Raw genomic sequence first — 19,862 nt, 5'->3', positions numbered from 1 at the left:
CGGGTCGCAGCCTCCGCGCACAGCCACGCGCGGCCAAGCCTCGCACGACGACGCCGATGCGTGCCGCCCAACCGCAGGTCAGCGGGGCGGAAGGCAGCGGCGAGCAGATGCATCAGCTGGCAACGTCTTCCGAGTGTTTGCCGCCGGTGACCGGGAGGCGTGGACGGCGACTGCGGCACCGCTGCGAGAAGTCCCGCGCTTCCACGAGGAGATCAACGGCACCGGGTCCGATGTCGTGCACACCGAGGGGAACCGGGCCCAAGCCTGGTCCAGTTGGAGGCTCTGGACGACCGCCTCGCCTACTGGGTGACGGTGGCCGAGGGCCGCGCCGGGGAGCATACGTTCCAGTGGCCGGGGCGCGGCTACTACCAGGTGCGCTCGGCCGGGGCGTGGAGTCTGTCCGCCGCGTGACGGAAGGCGGGCCGGAGGATCAGCTCCTGAGGAACTCCACCAGGTCCTCGTTGAACCTCTCCTTGTCGCCCGGCACCATCGCGATGCCGTGCGAGCCTCCCTCGTAGACCTTCAGGGTGGCGCCGGGGATGAGCGTGGCGGCCCTGCGTCCGGTGGCGTCGATCGGCACGACCTGGTCGTCGTCGCCGTGCACGATCAGGGTCGGGACGTCGAACTTCTTCAGGTCCTCGTGGAAGTCCGTGTATCCAAAGGCGTCGACGCAGTCGACACCGCCCTCGATCGTCTGGGCCATGGCCATGTACCAGAACGCGTCCTTGTTGCCCTGGGTCGCCTTGCTGCCGGCCCGGTTGGCGCCGAAGAACCCTTCCGCGGTGTCCTTCCAGAACTGCGAACGCTCCCTGAGGATGCCGGCCTTCATGTCGTCGAACACGCTGCCCGGGACGCCCCCGGGATTGTCCGGTTCCTGGATCATCAGCGGCACGATGGCCGAGAGGAGGACTGCGGAGCGGATTCGCGAGGTGCCGTGGCGACCGATGTAACGGGCCAGCTCGCCACCGCCCATGGAATGGCCGACCAGGGTCACATCACGCAAGTCCAGGCTGGTGATGACGTCGTTCAGGTCGTCGGCGAAGGTGTCGAAGTCGTAGCCGTCATAGACCGGCGTCGACCGTCCGTGCCCGCGCCGGTCGTGCGCGATGCCCCTGAAGCCGCTGTCGGCCACGGCCTTGAGCTGGTCCTGCCAGGCGTCGCCATTGAGCGGCCAGCCATGGATGAAGACGACCGGACGGCCGTTACCCCAGTCCCTGTAGAAGATCTCGACGCCATCGCGGGTCGTGCAGTACGGCATGATCCAGGACTCCTTCGGCTTGCAGGGACACGCGGCGGCGGCCCGTGTCCGGCACGCGAAACAGGCGGAGAAATGCGGGACACCCGCACCGATGGCAATCAAACGGCGCAGGCCACCGGCCCTGCACGCGGACGCGCCACAGCGCGGCCGAAAGAGGGAACGCCGCCACGGTTGCCGCACCGCGTGCGCGGCTGCGGCGCCAGTGCCGGCCCGAGTTGGTCGTGCAACGGTGACGGCCATTCCTCCACCGGTCAGTGCTCAGCAGCGGGAAGAGGGGCCGTTGGACCCCAGCTGCGGCCGTGGCCGGGGCCGTTCGACCCTATCGGGACCAGGGGCCCGTCCGACGATCATGTGGCGGCGGCCGGGAAGAGCCAAGTCCATGTCCCCCGTTGACGGCGCTTCCCGGCCCGTCAGCAACATGAGCAGATGGGAAGGACACCGTCCGGTGGACGAGGCACAGATACAGCAGGTCGGGACCGAGAGGCCGAAGGCCGTGGTCCCCGGGGCCGGGGAAGCGGCCGGACCGGCGGAGCGAACGACGGGCAGACCGTCGTGGGCAGAGTGGCTGACGACCACCGACCACAAGAAGATCGGGACGATGTACCTGGTCACCGCGTTCGCGTTCTTCATCATCGGTGGCGTCATGGCACTGCTCATGCGTGCCGAACTCGCCCGTCCCGGACTGCAGATCATGTCGAACGAGCAGTTCAACCAGGCGTTCACCATGCACGGCTCGATCATGCTGCTGATGTTCGCCATGCCCCTGTTCACCGGCTTCGCCAACTGGATCACGCCGCTGCAGATCGGCGCCCCGGATGTGGCCTTCCCCCGGTTGAACATGCTCGCCTATTGGCTGTTCCTCTTCGGGTCTTCGATCGCGGCGTTCGGCTTCCTGACACCCGGCGGGGCGGCCGACTTCGGATGGTTCCTGTACGCACCGCTGTCCGACGCCGTCCACTCGCCGGGCCTCGGCGCCGACCTGTGGATCATGGGCGTGGCCCTGTCCGGCTTCGGTTCGATCGCCGGCGCGGTCAACTTCATCGCCACCATCATCTGCATGCGCGCCCCGGGCATGACCATGTTCCGGATGCCCATCTTCACCTGGAACGTACTGCTGACCGCGGTACTGGTCCTGATCGTCTTCCCGGTGCTCGCCGCCGCCCTGTTCGCGCTGGAGTGCGACCGCAAGTTCGGCAGCCACGTCTTCGACGCGGCCAGCGGCGGGGCGCTGCTGTGGCAGCACCTGTTCTGGTTCTTCGGCCATCCGGAGGTGTACATCCTGGCGCTGCCGTTCTTCGGGATCGTCTCCGAGGTCATCCCGGTCTTCTCCCGGAAGCCGATGTTCGGCTACAAGGGCCTGATCGGCGCGACCATCGCCATCGCGGGCCTGTCCGTGACCGTGTGGGCCCATCACATGTACGTCACCGGTGGGGTGTTGCTCCCCTTCTTCTCCTTCATGACGTTCCTGATCGCGGTGCCGACGGGCGTGAAGTTCTTCAACTGGATCGGCACGATGTGGAAGGGCAGCCTGTCCTTCGAGACGCCGATGCTGTGGACGACCGGCTTCCTGATCACCTTCCTCTTCGGCGGACTCACCGGCGTGATCCTTGCCTCGCCACCGATGGACTTCCACCTGTCCGACTCGTACTTCGTCGTCGCGCACTTCCACTACACGGTCTTCGGTACGGTCGTGTATGCGATGTTCGCCGGATTCCACTTCTGGTGGCCGAAGTTCACCGGCAAGATGCTCGACGAACGCCTCGGCAAGATCACCTTCTGGACGCTGACGGCGGGCTTCCACCTCACCTTCCTCGTCCAGCACTGGCTGGGCGCCGAGGGCATGCCCCGCCGCTACGCCGACTACCTGGCCGCCGACGGTTTCACCGCCCTCAACACCCTTTCCACGATCGGGTCGTTCCTGCTCGGCCTGTCGATCCTGCCGTTCTTCTACAACGTCTGGAAGACCGCCAAGTACGGCACGCCGGTCAAGGCCGACGACCCCTGGGGCTACGGCCGCTCCCTGGAATGGGCCACCTCCTGCCCGCCCCCGCGCCACAACTTCGTCTCGATCCCCCGCATCCGCTCCGAGTCGCCGGCGCTCGACCTGCACCACCCGGAGATCGCCGCCCTTGAAAAGGCAGCGAGGTAGACCGTGGCGCAAGCAGTTCTCGCCCTCGGCGCCGCGATGGTGACCGCTTCCGGCTGCGTCTGGTACGTGCCGGCCCTCTGCGACCTGCGCGCGGGAGCGGACCGCCTGCTCTCCCGCCGCAGCGCGGCGGCGGCCTGCGTCAGCGGCTGGAGCACGACCGGGATCGTCGCCGTACTGCTGCTCCTGGCCGAGGCGTGGTGGATACCGTGCGCCGCGGCCGTCGCGGGCGTACTCGTCACGACCGGCCTGTGGATGCGTGCGGCCGTGCAACGGCGGCACGAGGTGCTGGAAGTCGCCTGCCAGTGGGGCGAGTTGGGCCACGCCCAGCCCCCGCCCGTCACCGACCGCACCCGGTACGTCGTGGCCGTCCTCGTCGGTACCGGGCTGACGGCCGCCACGGTCACCGCGGCCTTCAGACTGGCCACAGGGCCCAAGGACACCGCGGGCTGGCTCGCGGCCGTCACCGCTTCCGCCGCCGTCCTCGGGTTGTTTCTCACCATTGCGGTGACGCATAGGCACATGACCCGCCGTCGCGCCCGGACGGGCCATGGGCGGCCCCCTCAGGACTCTGCACCGTAGTCAATGCCGACGGCTCGACGCGAAACGGGTCCGCCTTCGCCACCGTCCGGCTCCGCACCAAGGTCACCCGGGGGGCGCCGGCTCACGCGCTGCTTCAAACTCGTCGAGTCGGCCCTGGCTCCTGGTCGGCCTCTCACAGTGAGCGAAATGAACTGATCTACGACTCTTGACGATTACATTTACCCACGCGTCGCGTGCATCTCCTGGAACAACTCGAACTCGCCGTCGGGGGCTGCGCTGAACCCCTGCCAGCGGAAAGAGGTCGGCGTGACGTCGGTGAACGTCCACCGCGAGCGCCTGCCCTCCGAGTCGGTACCCTCCTGGATCATCCCACCGGCACCGTCAGGCCGGCCGATCTGAGAGAAGTACGACGGAAGCTTCGGTGAGATCCACGTAATCTGCCACAGCCCGGTCGTGATGTCGTACATGCGGATGGTGGTGCCGGGGTACCGATCATGGAACTCCGGGCAAAAGAGCACGTCCTGCACCACCCGGCCGCCCAAGGCCCAGCCGAAACGCCATTCGCCCGCTGCGGTACGCCACTGTCCATCGGGGAACTGGTATCGGTTGCTGATGGCCCACGTTCCGACCAGCCTGCCGTAAAGCATCATGGCCTCGGCATGGTCCGGATCCGGGCCGTCGGCCGAGAGTAGTTCCAGCATCGAGTCACGAGACGACACAGTCATCAGGGCCTCAAACCTCCTGCCGATGGAACGCGGTTGACCCGCCAGAGGATAGCCCTCCCCTCTGACACGGCGACGGCCTTGGCACCGGCTGTGTCAGACGTGCGCGAGGAGGCGCTCCAACGGCCGGGGAACGCGCTCGAGGTGCAGGTGCGCGACCAGCGCCTGCGCGTAGAGCGCCTTGCGGCCGCTGTGCGTGCCCATGAAGCGTCGCAGCTGGTGTTCCACGGGCCGTTCCCGCTGTGCCGGCTGGCCCTGGAAGGTGCGGAAGGGGCGCATCTCGCCCTGGGCCTCGATCACCTGCTGCACGCCCTCGGCCCCGACAGCGCGGATCAGCTCGTCCTCCAGGTCGGCGACGCACACATGGAACCCGAGTGTCTCCAGCTTGGCCTGGGTGAGACCGGACCCGAGCCCGACCCGCTCAAGATGACGCCGGAAATGCCGCTCCTCGCCGATGTCGTAGAGACCGGCCAGCGGGAGGCCGAGCCCCGGAGGGCCGCACACGTCCAGGAAACGCCCGATGTTCGTCGCGCCTCCGAGCGGTACGACCGCGACGGCCTCTGCACCGAGGTCGCGGCCGTAGCGCATGGCGAGCACTTCGAGCGCGACCTGATCACTGCTCCCCTCGACGAGCACGACCGTGCGCACACCCCCGCCGGCCAGCTCCCGCGCCACCGCGGCGGCCTCACCCGCCTCCGCTCCGCCGGCCGCCCACGCGACCAGCGCCAGGCGGAATCGCCTCAACTCGTCCACGAGACCTCGCTTCCCGACGCCATCCTGGCACGGCCGAGATCCCGTACGCATGCACGTTTTCCGGGGGCGATGACTCAAGAAATCGCAGGAGGTGCGGCTTCGGGAGCTTCGACCTCTCCTGCGCGGGCAAGAACCTCTGACGCCAGGACCCCGTTGCTGCCTCAACGCACCAGCCGGTATCCGGTGACCAGCTCGGCCTTGATGCGCACCACGTACTCCATGTCCCTGCTGACCCAGGGCGTGAGTTCCGCGTGGTAGCGGGAGAGCGTCGGCGGGTCGGTCACGCGGCTCGCCGTACCGGTGACCATCACGCTCCAGCCGGTATGACTGCCCTCGTCGATCCGGTCCGCCTCGTACACCACCACCTCCGACGCCGACGCGCTGGTCAGCAGGGCGGCCCCGGCATGCGTACGGATGACGACGTCGCCGTCGCCGGTGACGAGGTGGTTGACCGGCCGGATCACCGGCAGTGCCTGGTGGGTGAAGCCGACACGACCCATGGACTCACTCGCCAGCAGCCTGAGCGACTCCTCCCGGCCCAGCTCGACCATGCGGGCGACAGGAGGGGAAGAAGGAGGCCGGCTGGTCATGACGGCTCTCCGCGAAGGGCCTCGTGTTCGGCCCCCTGCGGCCAGAGCACCTCGACCTCGACGCCATGACTGCGGGCGTAGGCCACCAGATGAGCCGTCGCGTCCCTGCCGTTGGACGGCGACCCGTCCCACACGGCCAGCACCCGTGCGCACGAGCGCAGCAGCCCCTCCTGGGTCGATATGCACGAGGTGCGGTCATCTGGGTCGTACTCCACCAGCCGTACCTGCTGTGACAGCAACAGCAGCTCCCCGGCCGCCTTGCGGTCCGGCTCGGCGACGTACGCGGGTACGCCGTTGCAGGACGGCAGCACCGTCACCAGGGCCAGCCCGGCCTTGCGCGCGGCCCGCCCGAACGCGAGCGGCAGCCCCTTCCCGGCGCGGACCAGTCCGACTCGTCCCGCCCGGGCGAAGTCGGCCAGCCGGGAGCGCAGTTCCTCCTCCAGCAGCGCGAGCGTCGACGCGGCCAGATCGGGGTGCCCCACAACAGCAATCACTCCCGGCTCTCCTTTCTCCCCATGCTCTTGATCATCGTCGCGCGCGGTCGGTGTGTACAGGGGCTTGTCAGCCCCGAAAGCAGAGCCGTTCGGCCCTTGGGACTTCGGGCTGGTCCACTGCACGGGTACGGCCGGCCCGCCCCTGCCAGGCCCCGCCTCAGCGCTCCCCGGGCAGCCGACGAGTCCCTAGGGAATGGGAATGCCGCGCTCCCGCTCCCTTCGACGAGGTGGCAGCCCGGGCAGCGGTGCACATCGGAGCGGTGCCCCCTGCGCCGACCCGGTGTGCCGGTGCAGGCCGGCCGCGGCGGCCACGTAGTGCTGCGCCGTGAGCAGGCCGGTCAGTCGACCGTGCGGGTCGGTGACCGGCAGCGCGTCCACTTCCTCCTCGGTCATCACGGCCGCCGCGCGGAGCGTCGACTCCTCGGGATGGACCGTGACCGTGCGGCGCCCGCGCACGAGGTCGCGCACCCTCCGGCGGGACAGCGTCACCGCGGGGTCCGCGCAGGCGACGGCCAGCTCTGTGCGGTCCAGCAGGCCGGCGCAGCAGCCGTCCTCGCGGACCACCGGCAGATGACGCTGCCCGGACCGCTCGACCACCTCCCAGGCCATCAGCAAGGTCTCGTCCTCGCTGATCGAGTACGGCGACCCGTTCATCATGGCGCCCACGGAAAGCCTCTCGTCCACGGCTGCCTCCTCCCGATCAGCGCCGACCGGGCCGCGGGACGTCACCGGTGGCTTGGCCCAGGACGGTCAGGCGGCGGTGGTACTCATCCTCGTCGATCTCGCCTCGGGCGAAGCGTTCGGCGAGGAGCTGCTGGGGGGACGGCCCGGGCGGCCGGGTGTCGGCAAGGTCCCTGCCCCCTGCCGGCCGCGCCAGGGCGCGGTACAGGAGGACGCCGAGGGTGATGATCAGGGCCCAGAAGAGGATCATGCCGGCTGACATGGCGAACCAGCCCCATCCGCCGACGTCGTGGTCGTACCAGAACATCACGGTGGCTCATCTCCTCCAGGCGCCGGGAGCCAGGGCCCGGTGCCTGCGACTTCCGAAGTGTCTGCCTCTCACACTCGCCCGGTCCGTGGAGCGCGTCATGGGCCGGTGAGGCCAACGCGCGGGGCCGATCAGCCCTCGTCTTCACCACACGGCTGCGCGACGGCGACGGTCACAGGTGCAGCGGCCCTCCCTGAGCACAGTGTGGCGGCGTGTTGTTGCCGCTCAGGTTGAAGTCCGCGCAGGTCAGAAACAGGTAGTTGAACTTGCCGAGCAGGAAGGCCAGGACTCCGACGGCGATGGTGACGCCCACTGCTCCCAGACGGTGAAACCGAGGAAGCTCCGCGTAGTCGGGGAGCAGAATCTTCGACAACAGCCAGGCCAGCATCGGAGCACCCACCACGGTGAGGCCCACCTCGAGGTAGTGGAGGTACAAGGGGACGTGGGGTCCGGGTGTCAGGATGGCCAGGACGACCCACAGGGAGGGCAGCGCCAGAGCCAGCCAGCCTCCCGAGGGTACCGAGCTCTTCGTGTGCACAACCGCCCCGGAGAGGAGGACGGCGGTGGTCACGGCCCAGAGAGTGAGCAGGGCGTCGAAGAAGACGGCGTGGTACGCGCCCAGGGTGAAGGCGGGCCACCAGATGACGAGGGTTCCGCCCGTTGACGCGGCCGCCACAGCGCGCAGGGTCGGGTGCACACTGCGCTGGTTGCCCTTCGGCTTCGCGCCGGAATCTTGTCGTGGTTCATCGGCCATGTTCGGCTTACCGTCCGAGTCGAGTGAGTGACGAAACCGCTGCTGCGTAATTCAAACCTCCCGTCAGCGCTCGATCCGTCTGTCGACCACTCTCAGCCTGCCGGTTCCACGTGCTGTGGGCGCGTTCTGTCGCCTGGACGGGTGAACGGAGAAATCCCCCGGACGGTGTTCCCGACCAGGGTGTTCCGGGCGCTTCTCCGATGGCCAGTGCACTCCTCGCTGGCTGGCACGGGGAAGGGGTGGTAACGCACCATCCCAGCCACCGGCTGAGAAGGAACTCAGAGTTTGCTGTGCCAGGCTGACGCGCCCCTTCCCCTCTGGAGAGCATCTCGATGAATCTGATCAGCGGTCTGCCCGCCCATGTCCTGATGGTCCACGTGGTCGTCGTCCTGATACCCCTGACCGCGCTGGCCCTGGCCTCGGCAGCGCTGTGGCCGCGCGCCGCCCGGCTGCTGGGGCCGCTGCTGCCGCTGGTGGCCCTCGTCGCCCTGGCCAGTGTGCCGCTGACCACGCATGCCGGCGAGTGGCTCGAACGGCACGTGGACGACGACGCCCTGGTACGCCGGCACACCGAGCTGGGCGACGGGCTGCTGCCGTGGGCCGTGGCTCTGTTCGTTCTGGCGGCGGTCGTGTGGTGGGCGGGCCGACGGGCGCCGGCGGAGGCTGGACGGAACAGCGGCATGCGCTGGTCCGCCCTGCCGGTACGCATCGTCGTGGGTGTGCTCTCGCTGGCCGTTGCGGTCGGGGCTGTGGTGGATGTCTACCGGATCGGCGAATCCGGAGCGAAGGCCGCCTGGCACGACGCCTACTCGAAGACGGCGACGGGATCCCAGGACGGTTCCTGATCCGGCCCGTCGGTCGGGGTCGGTTGCGTTGCCTCATGGTCGCGCCGCCGTCGTGCCTGGACGAGGTTCGAGTACAGGCGGAATCCAAGGTCGGCTCACCGCCGGAGGACGGCGTGCGGCGGCAGCCATGGAGCGCACCTGCGGGGTCTTCAGCCGTCCCAGCTCCACTCGGCAACCTCGGGCAGGTCGGTGCCGTGGGCGCGGATCCAGGCGTGGTGGCGGGTGCGGACGTCGACCATCGCCTGGCGTACGGCGGCGGCGCGTACGGCGAGGCCCGGGACGCGGTCGATGACTTCCATGACGAGCCGGTAGCGGTCGAGGTCGTTGCGCACCACCATGTCGAACGGGGTGGTCGTGGTGCCCGATTCCCTGTAACCGCGCACATGGACGTTCTTGTGGCCGGTGCGGCGGTAGGCGAGGCGGTGGATCAGCCACGGGTAGCCGTGGTAGGCGAAGATCACCGGCTTGTCCGTGGTGAACAGGGCGTCGTACTCGAAGTCCGTCATCCCGTGCGGGTGCGCCTCGTGCGGCAGCAGCCGCGTCAGGTCGACCACGTTGACCACCCGCACCGCCAGTTGGGGCAGGTGCCGGCGCAGCAACTGCGCTGCCGCCAGCACCTCCTGGGTGGGCACATCACCGGCACAGGCGAGTACGACGTCCGGCTCGCCGCCGTTCTCGGTGCCCGCCCACTCCCAGATCCCGGCGCCGCGCGCGCAGTGAACCCGGGCCTGGTCGATGCTCAGCCAGTCGAAGCAGGGCTGCTTGCCCGCCACGATCACGTTGACGTAGTCGCGGCTGCGCAGGACGTGGTCGGCCATGGACAGCAGGGTGTTGGCGTCCGGCGGCAGATACACCCGCACGACCTCGGGGCTCTTGTTGAGGACGTGGTCCACGAACCCGGGGTCCTGGTGCGAGAAGCCGTTGTGGTCCTGGCGCCACACGTGCGAGGTCAGCAGGTAGTTGAGAGAGGGGATCGGAGCCCGCCAGGACAGCTCTCGGGAGGTCTTGAGCCACTTGATGTGCTGGTTGACCATCGAGTCCACGATGTGCACGAACGCCTCGTAGCAGGAGAACAGTCCGTGCCGGCCGGTCAGCAGGTAGCCCTCCAGCCAGCCCTGGCAGAGGTGTTCGGAGAGGACCTCCATCACCCGGCCGTGCCGGTCCAGGTGTTCGTCGACCGGCAGCGTCCCGGCCTGCCAAGCCTTCGCGCTGGCATCGAAGACGGCCTGGAGCCGGTTGGAGGCCGTCTCGTCCGGGCCGACGAGACGGAAGTTGCGGCTGTGCCGCGTGTCCTTCATGACCTGCGCGAGGAGACTGCCGAGGACCCGGGTGGGCTCGTGCAGCGTGCTGCCCGGCTTGTCGACGGGTACGGCGAAGGCGTCGAGGGACGGCAGCGGGAGGTCACGGACGAGGAGGCCGCCGTTGGCGTGCGGGGTGGCTCCGAGCCGCCTAAGCCCCTCGGGGACGCAGGCAAGGACCTGCGCGACGGGACGGCCGTCCGGGTCGAAGAGCTCCTCGGGCCGGTACGAGCGCAGCCACTCCTCCAACTGCCGTAGATGAGCCGGATTTTCGCGTACCTTTGAGAGCGGGACCTGGTGGGCGCGCCAGGTGCCCTCGACCGGTTCGCCGTCCACTTCGGCCGGGCCGGTCCAGCCCTTCGGCGTGCGCAGCACGATCACCGGCCAGTGCACGCGCTCGGTGACGCCTTCCTCGCGGGCGGTGCGCTGCATCAGCGCAATGCGGTCCAGCGCCTTGTCGAAGGCGCCGGCCAGGGCGCGGTGGACCGTGGCAGGGTCGTCACCGGTGACGTGCAGGGGTTCGTGCCCGTATCCCCGCAGCAGCGCGTCGAGTTCGTCCTCGGGAAGCCGGGACAGCACGGTCGGGTTGGCGATCTTGTAGCCGTTGAGGTGCAGGATCGGCAGGACAGCTCCGTCGTGCACCGGGTCCAGGAACTTGTTCGAGTGCCAGGACGCGGCCAGCGGGCCTGTCTCCGCCTCGCCGTCACCGATCACACAGGCGACCAGCAGGTTCGGGTTGTCGAGGGCCGCGCCGTAGGCGTGCGCCAGGCAGTAGCCGAGTTCGCCGCCCTCGTGGATCGAGCCGGGGGTCTCGGGTGCCACGTGGCTGGGCACGCCGCCGGGGAAGGAGAACTGCCGGAACAGCCAGGCCATGCCCGCCGCGTCACGTGACACGTCGGGGTAGGTCTCGCTGTAGCTGCCGTCCAGCCAGGAGCCCGCGAGGACGGCCGGCCCCCCGTGTCCCGGTCCCCACACGCACAGCGCGTCCAGTCCGCGCGCCTTGATCACGCGGTTGAGGTGGGTGTACACGAGGTTCAGACCGGGCGAGGTGCCCCAGTGACCGAGCAGCCGCGGCTTGATGTGCTCGGGCCTGAGCGGCTCGGTCAGCAGCGGGTTGGCCATGAGGTAGATCTGGCCGACCGCCAGGTAGTTGGCGGCACGCCAGTGCGCGTCCAGGGCGCGCAGTGCCTCGTCGGTGAGCGTGGTGGCGTCCGGGTGGGCGGCCTTCGGCATGGGAACTCCTGTTTCGTCGTCCATGGGCGGAAAGTGTGCCGGGAATATCAGGAGACTTCGGGAACGACAGCCACTGGGCACGCCGCGTCGTGCAGCATTCCGTGGGCCTGCCGCCGGGCTGCGGGAACCTCAGCCGTCCGGTCCTGTTCTCACGTTCGCACGGTCGATTCGGTGACCTCGATGGGCGAATCGGCCCTCGCGACCGGCAACGGACCCTCCCGAGCGGGACATTCGGCCCCGGGGCCAGGTCCGGACGGCCCCTGCCCCGGGGAACAGGTGTCGCACAGTCTGGAGGCAGGACCAGGCATGCCGACCGGGTTCCTGTCGGCTGCCGAGCCGGGCACCCCAGGGAGGCCATCATGAGCACGCCACCCTTCGACAGCTACGACGTCACCGCGCTGGTGGCAGCCGCCGTGGAAGCACCTTCGCTGCACAACGCACAGCCATGGAGGTTCCGTTACCTGCGCGACAGTGGTGTCCTGTGCCTCTACGCCGACCTGGCGCGTGCCCTGCCCCGCAGCGACCCGGACCACCGGAACCTGCACCTGGGCTGCGGCGCGGCACTGTTGAACCTCCGCGTGGCCGCTGCGGCGGACGGCCGGGGTCCGGTCGTCCGGCTCCTGCCGGAACCAGCCGATCCGGCGTTGCTGGCCGAGGTGGACCTCGGCGGCACGGCGCCGCCGGACGCGGCCCTCGCCGTGCTGCATCCGGCGATCCGCCGCCGGCACTCCAGCCGTCAGCCCTTCCGCGAGGAGGAGATACCGAGCGCGTTGAAGGACCGGCTGTGCGAGGCGGCCGGCGCAGAGGGTGCCCAGCTGCTCTTCCCCGGACCCTGGCATGTGGCGTCGCTTCTGGAGCTGGTAGAGGACGCCGAGGGCCGGGAGGCCCTGGATCCCGGCGTCCGGGGCGAGATGGCACGCTGGGCCCGGACGGAACCCGCAGCCGGCGCCGGGACGTCGGACGGCATCCCTCCCGAAGCGTTCGGGCCGCGCAGCCGCGTCGCCGGGACACCGGTGAGAGACTTCGCCGCCGGTCGCCGGGTACCAGGACGGGGCTGGGCAGCCTTCGAGAGAGACCCCCAGATCGCCCTGCTGGGAACGGCTCACGACCGACCGTCGGACTGGCTGCGCGCGGGCCAGGCGCTGGAGCGGGTGCTCCTGCGGGCCACGACGGACGGGCTGGTCGCCTCGGTGACGTCCCAGCCGCTGGAACGGGCCGAGCTGCGGTGGGCGGTCCGCGACCCGGTCTCGGCCATGGGCCACGTGCAGATGGTGATCAGGCTCGGCTATGGGCCCGAAGGCCGTCCGAGTCCCCGTCGGCCGGTGACCGACGTGCTGGACGTCGTATGAGGCGGGACGCACCGGGTCGGCCCCCCGCCTCTGGGCATCGGACCGGAACGAGAGGCCGCATGAAGGTGTCCGCGGTGATGACCGCTCCTGCCGTGGCCGTCCCGTGACGGTCGAGGACGTCAGGTCCGAGGACGTGGTCACGGTCGACGCCGGAGACGACGTCCAGGCGGCCTGGCGGCCTGACGGCCTGAGTGCCTGCGGGACCTTCCGGGGGCCCGGACCTCATCGGGAAGGGCCCGGGTCGGCGCGCAGCTGGACGCGCTGGACGTCGGTCACTGCATCTCGGAACGCACGATCACGACCGGACAACTCGCGTGCTGCGCCACACGCTGGCTGACCGAGCCGAGCAGGGCGCGCGCGAACCCGCCCCTGCCCCGGCTGCCGACGACCAGGATCTCGGCGCCTTCGGCGGCCCGCAGCAGAACGTCGGCGGGGTTGCCGTGCACCACATGGCTCCGGACCGAGCCGGCCACGTCCGCGCCGAGCACGTCGGTCAGCTCCTTCCGCACCCGCTGCCGGGCCTCCTCCTCGTCGACGTCCATGTCCACGGCGGGGGCCGACCAGCCGTACAGGCCCGGCAGCTCCCACACCGCGACCGCCTCCACGGTGCCGCCGACGAGGCCCGCGTAGCGCACGGCCCAGCGCAGGGCCTCGTACGAGGCCGTCGATCCGTCGACACCGACCACCACACGGCGCTCGGCGGCATCCCTGTCCATGTGTCCCGCCTCTCCTGCGGCTCTCCCGCCCTGTCGATCGGCCCCCATCGCTTCCACGCTGCACGCGATATCGCCATCTCGCCAGGCCAACGCGTCCGAGGCGCTGCGGGCTGCGCTTCGGAGGGTGATCCTCGGAGAAGGGGTTGGCAACGGACGAGGAGTGAGTGCTCATGCGGGCGAACGCGGGTGACGTACTGCACCTCATGTCGCGGGAGGAGCTGTGACCAAGCGGACCCTTGCCCGGTCGCCGGCCGAGTGGGGCGCCTGTAGCGCCCGGCTGCCGTCGCGCAGGGCGGCGCCCACCACCGCCGCGCGGGCGAAGGCCGCTACGGCGGAGGGCGACCGTGTACTGCTGCCCGGCGGCTCGTGGCGGCGCGTCGAGACGATCCGGGTACCCCGTCTGTTCGGCTGACCACGCCGCGGCACGTGTGACGAGGACCAGGCGCATGATCACGATCACCGGCGCGTCCTTGGCACTCAGCTCCAGTGAGGCGCAGGGCCTCGAGGAGGTACGCCCAGAAGACTCATGATCGTCAGGTGGCGAACCATGTTCCCGCCTTCGCCATCAAGCGTGTCCCGGCACTGCCACGCGCTGCAAGGGCCAGGGGTCCCTACTGCCCGTGTCGCACATGAAGTCCGTGCAGCAGTTGGTCGATGTGGTCAGGGACCTGTGCGCAGTCGAGAGGTTGGTGGCCGACCAGGAGGCGGTACCAGAACAGTCCGAAGATCTGGTCCGTGATGGCGTCCAGGTCGGCGGTGGCGGGGAGTTCGCCGCGATCGACGCCCCTGGTGAGCAGGGTGAGCATGACGGCCCGCCGGCTCTCCACCCACTCGCGGAAGGGCTCGGCGAAGGCGGGGTCGAGCTGGGCTTCCGCCATGAGGCCGCGCAGGGTCTTGACGCGGATGGGGTACGCGGTGACGCCGTACAGGGCAGTGACGAAGGCGGTCAGGTCGCCGGAGAGTGAGCCGGTGTCGGGTTCGGGCATCCGCTGCTCGACGGCCGTGCGGTAGGCGTCCATGACGAGAGGTGCCTTCGACTTCCACCAGCGGTAGATGGTGCTCTTGGCGACGTCGGCGCGGGCGGCGATGCGTTCGATGGTGACGGCCTGGTAGCCGAGTTCCTCGACGAGCTCGATCGCGGTGGCGAGGACAGCGTCGTGGGCGTCCTGGCTGCGGATCCGTCCGCCGGTCCGGCGGCTTGGGGTTTCTCCAGTTGGCACGCCGACACCGTAGCAGCGTGCTATTTTCAATCGAAACGCGACGGATCGTTTTGATTAGGGGAGTGGATCGATCATGAGCGAGATCGTGGTGTCGCACGGTTACGGCTCGAGCGACGACAGCGTCTGGTTCCCGTACCTGACCGAGCGGCTGGCGGCGGCCGGACACCGGGTCACCGTGCCGCGCCTGCCGGGGACCGCCGCCCCACGGCTGGAGCCCTGGCGACAGACCTACGGCCAGGCTGTCCTGGCCGCCGGCCCCGCCGAATCCACCGTGCTGGTCGGGCACAGCATCGGTGGAGTCAATGTGCTGCGCTTCCTGGAGCAGCACGACCCCGAGGCCCACGGAGTGTTCGCGGGCGCGCTGCTGGTGGCGACCTCGGCGCACGAGGTCGGCTACGACGAACTCGCCGAGTTCTTCGAGGGCGGCTTCGACTGGGACCGGATCCGCCGCTCGGCCCGGCACTTCCGGGTCCTCCAGGCCATGGACGACCCGGTCAACCAGCCCGACCCGACCGAACACGTCCGGCTGCTCGTCGACGGCCTCGGCGCGACCGCCGTTGTGACGCCCACCGGCGCGCACTTCGGGGCCACCCCGGACGACCACGTCGAGGTGCCGGAGGCCGTCCGCCTGGTCACCGAGCTGCTCGCGGCCTGACCGACCCAGGGGCCTGCCCCAGGCAGATGGCGATCTTCGTCGCCCACGTCCCGCACAGCGGCCCTCGCGGGTCCGAGGTGCGGGACGCGCTCAACCCGGTGGCACGCTCCTGCGCTCAACCGCCGGGCGTCGTCGGCGTGGAGCGTCCCTGGGTCATCGCCGCCCGCCGAACTCCCAGTCGTGGACCTCGATCTCGGCATACCGGTCCGCAGTCAGGACGGCGCGTGCCGTGTCCGGGTCCACGGCCCGGACCAGCGCCGCCGTACCCAGCCAGGTGGCGCCGTCGTCGGACAACAGTGGCCCGTACGCGATCAATTCGTCCCGGTGGGCCGGCACGTCAGCGTCGGAGGACTGCCCTGAGCCGAGTCCGAGCACCAGGTACCGATTGCCGCCGGTACGGCCACCAGGGAAGTCCCACATGGTGCGCCCCAGCAGGTTGCGCCACCGACGCAGCAGCACGTCCCGGTAGACGCCCGCCTGGTAGTTGGGCTCGTCGAAGGCGAACGCGCGGGCGGCAGCGGGATCCGGCAAGTCGACGATATGGACGCTGCCGGTGGGCGTTTCGCCATCACTGGCGAAGGTCGGGCCGCGAGCGATGATCTCCTTCTCGTACCGGTCCATGTAGGACCAGTGCTCTTCCGACAGCTCATAGCGCAACGCGAGGGATCCGGGCCGGTCGCGGTGGTAGCAGAAGTACTCCATGCCCCAGACCTTCCCCAACACGGGGCAGTATCTCAACCGGCTTTCACAACGAAAGCCACACGCTCCGGGTGACGCGTGGGCGTAAGAATCAAGCTCGGAAATTCAGGTACCGCTCCAGCCGACAGGTTGCGCACCCGGCTGGGGCTCGCCCCCAGTCGGGGTCTGCGGGGACGAGGGCCCGAGCCTTATCCCTGATGCCCCCGCCTCGAAGGCATCGCCGCGCTCGACGCGGCTGTATCGGCCAGGGGCCAAGCTCTGTCGCCCTCAGCCGGCGTGAAGGATCCGGAAGCGATCGGGTTCCGCCGGATCTCGATCAACGACTTGGACTGGCGTCCAAGCCCATTGCCAAACGCTGATGCCTGGCGTGCGGGAGAACTCGATCTGCCCGCGGGTGCCTTCGACTGCAACGCGCGGCCAGGATTCTGCAGTGCGCGCCCGGTCCGCGCCGTGAGAACGCAGCACCTCGGCGAGGACGGCGACCGTGTCGTAACCCTCGAAGGCGACGAAGGAGGGCGCTTCGGCCAGCCGCTCGCGGAGGGCCGTCCCGACTCGTGCACCGAGCGGGCTGAGACGCTCGGGCAGGTAGCGCAAGAACGGGATCGCGGCGCCGTCGTCGCCCAGCAACGTCGCCCATTCGGGGAACTCCGGTTGCCCGGCCGGAGCACCGATCATGATCTCAGCGAGGCGCTGGTCGCGGCGGACGGACTTGACGATCGACACGGCCGGCTCCGGGTGGCCGACCAGAAGGAGGAGGGCTGTCGCGCGATTGTCGACGAGTTCGTCGCACACGGCCGTGGGGGCGAGCGCGCGCATGTCGAGTTCGATGACGGTGCCGCCGCGTGGAGCGAGGTAGTCCCGCAGAATGCGGGCCCCAGATGCCCAGTAGACACTCGGCTCGGCTGCTACGGCGATTCGACTGTGGCCCGCGCCGAGGAGGAAGTCTGCGTAGATCCGCCAGCCGTGGGACTGCGCCGGGGCGAGGCGCGCGACCCAATCCGTCGGCTGTTCGGTGAGCGCATCGAGAACCGCTGACGAGCAGAGGAACGGCAGGCCGAGGGCGTCGGCCCTGGCGGCAGCGGCGCGAGCGACGACGCTGTGATACTCCCCCGCCAGGGCAGCCACGCCCAGGCGAGCCAACTCATCCACGGCCGCCGCGGCCCTGTGTGGATCGGCCGCGGTGTCTCGGACCACCAGCTCGAGTGGCCTTCCGACGATCCCGCCGGCGTCATTGACTTCGCGAACGGCCAGCTCGAGTCCAGCGAGCAAGTGTTGGCCTGCCTGGACCCAGCCCGGCCGAGTGAGCGGAAGGAGAGCGCCGATCTGGACGGATGATCCGTCAGTCCGCTCCGCTCCACGTGGCGATGGTGGCGTATTCATGCGTGGGCGTCTCCCGTGTGGCGATTCGGTCGCAGCTTGCCCGGATCACAAAGTGGCAAGGCCCGGTGGTGCGGGTTCATCTCATCTCGCCGTGACGCACCTGGATGACCATGCCGGACATTGCATCCACCACCATCGCCAACAGGCAACCGATTATTCGCTCGCCGAGCTGCCAGGCCTCACGGCGCGGCCGTCCTGACGGGCAAGGGCTGCGGTCCAGTCGCGCTCAGGAGCAGAGGTTCACGTGCCGGACGGCCAGGACGTGCCCCGCCGCGTCGATGAGGCGGCTGCGGGCGAGGTGTCCACCGGCCACCGCATTGGTGATCGCCGAGGCGATCGAGGACGTTTGGGAACTGACACTGCCCTTCAGGTCGAACATGACCATGTCGGCACCGGAGCGCAGGGCCTGGACCGCGGCGGCGGGGACGCTGAAGCCGGCGGCGGAGATCGCCTTGGCGCTGAGCGAGTCGGTGACCACAAGCCCCTTGAAGCCCAGCTTGCCGCGCAGCTCGGAGCTGATGGCGGTGGGTGACAGGCTTGCCGGATTGGTGCCCAGACCCGGCACGATGTTGTTGGAGACCATGATGGCCGGGGCCCCGGCCTTGATGGCCGCCGTGAACGGCGGGATGCCCACCTTCTGCAGGGTGGACCAGGGCAGGGTGCGGGCAGGGCCGAAGTCGGAGTTGTAGCTGGAGCCGCCAAGGCCCGGGAAGTGCTTGACGACGGGTATCACATGTCCGGCGCGCAACCCGTTCATGTACGCGACACCGTCCTTGGAGACCACCGAGGTGCTGCCGCTGAAGGACCGCCAGCCGTCGGGGTTGGTCCTACTGGGGGCCTCGTTCCTGCCGTCGACGTCGACCACCGGCGCAAGGTCCATGTTCACCTGGGCGGCGGCCATCTTCGTGGCGACCTTCGTGACGTTCTGCTGGATCTGGGCCGGGCTCCAGTGCGTACCCATGTACGCGGGCCAGGGCAGGGAGCCGACGAGATTCGCCATGCGCTGTATGCCGCCGCCCTCCTCGTCGGTCATCACCAGCAGGCCCAGTTTGCCGGGCACATGGGACTTCAGGGCGGTCAGCCGGGAGCCGAGGTCGGACGGCGCCGTGCTGCCGAACAGCAGCACACCGCCCGCACCGGCGCTCACCTCGGAGGTGACGTCGGACACCGAGGTCTCCGACACCGGCACGGCGATCGTCAGCATGGCCAGCCGGTGGTTGGACCACCCGGCCAGCTTCGTGCTGTTGGTGCAGGCAGTGGCAGCGGCGGTGCGGCCTGGAGCGAGGGACGAGTGGGAGGCCGCCTTGGGGGCGCCCGTGCCACCGCACGCCAGGAGCACCGTCGCCACAGTGGCAGCGGTGCTCAGTCTGCGTGCGGTCATGGCCCGGCCGGGGAGCTGCGGCCGTGCTGTCTCGCTTGTGCGGTCACGGTACGGCGGGACGTTCATCGCCCGCCCTCCTTTCGCAGGACGCGACAGTGCCCGTCGCGCCGAGGGCCGTATGAGCATGGGGTGGGCTGCACAAAGCGTGAGATGCGCTCCAGCCCGCATTTGTTCGCTGGTCCGCGGTCGGCCTTACTACCAGAATCTCGCGTCTCGAAGCAGGCCGAAAGTCCAGCCGAGTGAGTGGCGGCCACGCGGGACCGGCCTTCTCCCAGGCTCCGGGATGACCTGCCGCAGAGGGGGCCTGCCCGGCGTCTCGGTTGCCGCGCACATCAGGCATCCGGCCAGGACGCGGCAGGTACGCCCAGTGGTACCGCCGTCCGCGTTCCGTTCCACACAGCAGTGCCATCGGTCTCTTGGGCGGTCCACCCAGCCCGCCCGTGACGTGGTGCGCCGACGCGATGCCTCAACAGACCACGAGCCATCAGTTTTCCCATGGCAGTACGGTGAGCTCCGGCCACTCGTCCTTCCATCGTGCGGCCTTGGTCTCATAGACCTCCCGCGGGGCGAGGACCGAGTTGGGTCGCACGACCGGGTTGAACACGTCGGAGAGTCTGTGAGGTGCGTAGACGCGCCATCCTCCATCGGATCCCTGCCGGACGCCCAGACAGTCCTTGATGCCGTTGGTCGGGGGCCTGCCGGTGACCACGTTCCACACCGTCTGGAACAGACAGCCCGCCGTCACGTACCAGCCGGGCAACTCCAGTGTTGCCGCCCTGGCCATCACGTCCGTCAAGATTTCGTTCTGGGAGAGCACGGATCGCAAGCCGTCGAGTTG

General features: G+C 69.4%; 22 protein-coding genes. 7 read left to right on the top strand and 15 right to left on the bottom strand.

The window, feature by feature from the left end; translation table 11 throughout:
* The first annotated feature begins 273 nt into the window (after positions 1-273).
* On the top strand, positions 274-411 hold the full coding sequence (locus ACWD3E_RS29175) for a hypothetical protein (protein WP_451390549.1): 138 nt from the start codon (positions 274-276) through the stop codon (positions 409-411).
* 19 nt (positions 412-430) lie between these two features.
* On the opposite strand, the gene ACWD3E_RS29170 is transcribed toward ACWD3E_RS29175, so the two are convergent.
* Complete coding sequence (locus ACWD3E_RS29170; RefSeq protein ID WP_451390548.1) at positions 431-1,258, bottom strand: alpha/beta fold hydrolase; 828 nt, start codon at positions 1,256-1,258, stop codon at positions 431-433.
* Between the two features lie 445 nt (positions 1,259-1,703).
* On the opposite strand from ACWD3E_RS29170, the gene ctaD reads away from it, so the two are divergent.
* Complete coding sequence (gene ctaD / locus ACWD3E_RS29165; protein WP_451390547.1) at positions 1,704-3,407, top strand: aa3-type cytochrome oxidase subunit I; 1,704 nt, start codon at positions 1,704-1,706, stop codon at positions 3,405-3,407.
* A gap of 3 nt (positions 3,408-3,410) precedes the next feature.
* Positions 3,411-3,986 (top strand): hypothetical protein, encoded by a 576-nt coding sequence (locus ACWD3E_RS29160; RefSeq protein ID WP_451390546.1) that lies wholly within the window; start codon positions 3,411-3,413, stop codon positions 3,984-3,986.
* A 179-nt stretch (positions 3,987-4,165) separates the two neighbouring features.
* Here ACWD3E_RS29160 and ACWD3E_RS29155 read toward each other — a convergent pair whose 3' ends face one another.
* The 7 genes from ACWD3E_RS29155 to ACWD3E_RS29125 all read right to left on the bottom strand — a co-directional run bounded on the left by ACWD3E_RS29155 (position 4,166) and on the right by ACWD3E_RS29125 (position 8,248).
* A complete protein-coding gene (locus ACWD3E_RS29155; protein ID WP_451390545.1) occupies positions 4,166-4,648 on the bottom strand; it encodes a hypothetical protein in 483 nt (160 codons plus the stop codon).
* Between the two features lie 117 nt (positions 4,649-4,765).
* On the bottom strand, positions 4,766-5,422 hold the full coding sequence (locus ACWD3E_RS29150; RefSeq protein WP_451390544.1) for a TOPRIM nucleotidyl transferase/hydrolase domain-containing protein: 657 nt from the start codon (positions 5,420-5,422) through the stop codon (positions 4,766-4,768).
* A gap of 161 nt (positions 5,423-5,583) precedes the next feature.
* Positions 5,584-6,012, bottom strand: coding sequence for a pyridoxamine 5'-phosphate oxidase family protein (locus ACWD3E_RS29145; protein WP_451390543.1), 429 nt, complete (start codon positions 6,010-6,012; stop codon positions 5,584-5,586).
* Entirely contained in the window at positions 6,009-6,506 is a 498-nt protein-coding gene (locus ACWD3E_RS29140) for a hypothetical protein (RefSeq protein ID WP_451390542.1), read from the bottom strand. Before ACWD3E_RS29140 ends, ACWD3E_RS29145 begins: the two co-directional genes overlap by 4 nt.
* Positions 6,507-6,692: 186 nt before the next feature.
* Entirely contained in the window at positions 6,693-7,190 is a 498-nt protein-coding gene (locus tag ACWD3E_RS29135; protein WP_451390541.1) for a CBS domain-containing protein, read from the bottom strand.
* A 16-nt stretch (positions 7,191-7,206) separates the two neighbouring features.
* Positions 7,207-7,494: an SHOCT domain-containing protein gene (locus ACWD3E_RS29130; RefSeq protein ID WP_451390565.1), complete on the bottom strand. Its 288-nt coding sequence runs from the start codon at positions 7,492-7,494 to the stop codon at positions 7,207-7,209.
* Positions 7,495-7,666: 172 nt separating this feature from the next.
* Positions 7,667-8,248, bottom strand: a complete 582-nt coding sequence (locus ACWD3E_RS29125) for a hypothetical protein (protein WP_451390540.1) — start codon at positions 8,246-8,248, stop codon at positions 7,667-7,669.
* 332 nt (positions 8,249-8,580) lie between these two features.
* Here ACWD3E_RS29125 and ACWD3E_RS29120 point away from each other — a divergent pair, with 332 nt between their 5' ends.
* Positions 8,581-9,093, top strand: a complete 513-nt coding sequence (locus ACWD3E_RS29120; protein WP_451390539.1) for a hypothetical protein — start codon at positions 8,581-8,583, stop codon at positions 9,091-9,093.
* Between the two features lie 149 nt (positions 9,094-9,242).
* Here the strand turns inward: ACWD3E_RS29120 and ACWD3E_RS29115 are convergent, their stop codons facing one another.
* Positions 9,243-11,624, bottom strand: a complete 2,382-nt coding sequence (locus tag ACWD3E_RS29115; protein ID WP_451390564.1) for a phosphoketolase family protein — start codon at positions 11,622-11,624, stop codon at positions 9,243-9,245.
* Between the two features lie 359 nt (positions 11,625-11,983).
* On the opposite strand from ACWD3E_RS29115, the gene ACWD3E_RS29110 reads away from it, so the two are divergent.
* Positions 11,984-12,973: an Acg family FMN-binding oxidoreductase gene (locus tag ACWD3E_RS29110; protein WP_451390538.1), complete on the top strand. Its 990-nt coding sequence runs from the start codon at positions 11,984-11,986 to the stop codon at positions 12,971-12,973.
* A 272-nt stretch (positions 12,974-13,245) separates the two neighbouring features.
* Here the strand turns inward: ACWD3E_RS29110 and ACWD3E_RS29105 are convergent, their stop codons facing one another.
* A complete protein-coding gene (locus tag ACWD3E_RS29105) occupies positions 13,246-13,689 on the bottom strand; it encodes a universal stress protein (protein ID WP_451390537.1) in 444 nt (147 codons plus the stop codon).
* 220 nt (positions 13,690-13,909) lie between these two features.
* Here ACWD3E_RS29105 and ACWD3E_RS29100 point away from each other — a divergent pair, with 220 nt between their 5' ends.
* Positions 13,910-14,101 carry a hypothetical protein gene (locus ACWD3E_RS29100; RefSeq protein WP_451390536.1) on the top strand — a complete coding sequence of 64 codons (192 nt, stop codon included), beginning with the start codon at positions 13,910-13,912 and terminating at the stop codon, positions 14,099-14,101.
* 199 nt (positions 14,102-14,300) lie between these two features.
* Here the strand turns inward: ACWD3E_RS29100 and ACWD3E_RS29095 are convergent, their stop codons facing one another.
* On the bottom strand, positions 14,301-14,909 hold the full coding sequence (locus ACWD3E_RS29095) for a TetR/AcrR family transcriptional regulator (RefSeq protein WP_451390535.1): 609 nt from the start codon (positions 14,907-14,909) through the stop codon (positions 14,301-14,303).
* Between the two features lie 73 nt (positions 14,910-14,982).
* Here ACWD3E_RS29095 and ACWD3E_RS29090 point away from each other — a divergent pair, with 73 nt between their 5' ends.
* Entirely contained in the window at positions 14,983-15,564 is a 582-nt protein-coding gene (locus ACWD3E_RS29090; protein ID WP_451390534.1) for an RBBP9/YdeN family alpha/beta hydrolase, read from the top strand.
* Between the two features lie 153 nt (positions 15,565-15,717).
* Here ACWD3E_RS29090 and ACWD3E_RS29085 read toward each other — a convergent pair whose 3' ends face one another.
* The 4 genes from ACWD3E_RS29085 to ACWD3E_RS29070 form a co-directional block, all read right to left on the bottom strand.
* A complete protein-coding gene (locus tag ACWD3E_RS29085) occupies positions 15,718-16,266 on the bottom strand; it encodes a YciI family protein (protein ID WP_451390563.1) in 549 nt (182 codons plus the stop codon).
* Between the two features lie 264 nt (positions 16,267-16,530).
* Positions 16,531-17,643, bottom strand: a complete 1,113-nt coding sequence (locus tag ACWD3E_RS29080; RefSeq protein WP_451390533.1) for an ABC transporter substrate-binding protein — start codon at positions 17,641-17,643, stop codon at positions 16,531-16,533.
* A gap of 226 nt (positions 17,644-17,869) precedes the next feature.
* Positions 17,870-19,090, bottom strand: a complete 1,221-nt coding sequence (locus ACWD3E_RS29075) for a glycoside hydrolase family 3 N-terminal domain-containing protein (protein WP_451390532.1) — start codon at positions 19,088-19,090, stop codon at positions 17,870-17,872.
* A gap of 418 nt (positions 19,091-19,508) precedes the next feature.
* A complete protein-coding gene (locus tag ACWD3E_RS29070; protein WP_451390531.1) occupies positions 19,509-19,850 on the bottom strand; it encodes a nucleotidyltransferase family protein in 342 nt (113 codons plus the stop codon).
* Positions 19,851-19,862 lie beyond the last annotated feature (12 nt).

The organism is Streptomyces sp. NPDC002676, assembly GCF_053592455.1.
The sequence above is the reverse complement of the archived record's forward strand: the minus strand, read 5'-3'. Positions and strand labels throughout refer to the sequence as shown.

What these genes read in the sequence shown, in the direction of transcription:
- ACWD3E_RS29170 (WP_451390548.1), bottom strand. Translation starts at nt 1,258, where the DNA reads ATGCCGTACTGCACGACCCGCGATGGCGTCGAGATCTTCTACAGGGAC.
- ACWD3E_RS29155 (WP_451390545.1), bottom strand. Translation starts at nt 4,648, where the DNA reads ATGCTGGAACTACTCTCGGCCGACGGCCCGGATCCGGACCATGCCGAG.
- ACWD3E_RS29145 (WP_451390543.1), bottom strand. Translation starts at nt 6,012, where the DNA reads ATGACCAGCCGGCCTCCTTCTTCCCCTCCTGTCGCCCGCATGGTCGAG.
- ACWD3E_RS29130 (WP_451390565.1), bottom strand. Translation starts at nt 7,494, where the DNA reads ATGTTCTGGTACGACCACGACGTCGGCGGATGGGGCTGGTTCGCCATG.
- ACWD3E_RS29125 (WP_451390540.1), bottom strand. Translation starts at nt 8,248, where the DNA reads ATGGCCGATGAACCACGACAAGATTCCGGCGCGAAGCCGAAGGGCAAC.
- ACWD3E_RS29120 (WP_451390539.1), top strand. Translation starts at nt 8,581, where the DNA reads ATGAATCTGATCAGCGGTCTGCCCGCCCATGTCCTGATGGTCCACGTG.
- ACWD3E_RS29115 (WP_451390564.1), bottom strand. Translation starts at nt 11,624, where the DNA reads ATGCCGAAGGCCGCCCACCCGGACGCCACCACGCTCACCGACGAGGCA.
- ACWD3E_RS29110 (WP_451390538.1), top strand. Translation starts at nt 11,984, where the DNA reads ATGAGCACGCCACCCTTCGACAGCTACGACGTCACCGCGCTGGTGGCA.
- ACWD3E_RS29105 (WP_451390537.1), bottom strand. Translation starts at nt 13,689, where the DNA reads ATGGACAGGGATGCCGCCGAGCGCCGTGTGGTGGTCGGTGTCGACGGA.
- ACWD3E_RS29090 (WP_451390534.1), top strand. Translation starts at nt 14,983, where the DNA reads ATGAGCGAGATCGTGGTGTCGCACGGTTACGGCTCGAGCGACGACAGC.
- ACWD3E_RS29085 (WP_451390563.1), bottom strand. Translation starts at nt 16,266, where the DNA reads ATGGAGTACTTCTGCTACCACCGCGACCGGCCCGGATCCCTCGCGTTG.
- ACWD3E_RS29080 (WP_451390533.1), bottom strand. Translation starts at nt 17,643, where the DNA reads ATGAATACGCCACCATCGCCACGTGGAGCGGAGCGGACTGACGGATCA.
- ACWD3E_RS29075 (WP_451390532.1), bottom strand. Translation starts at nt 19,090, where the DNA reads ATGAACGTCCCGCCGTACCGTGACCGCACAAGCGAGACAGCACGGCCG.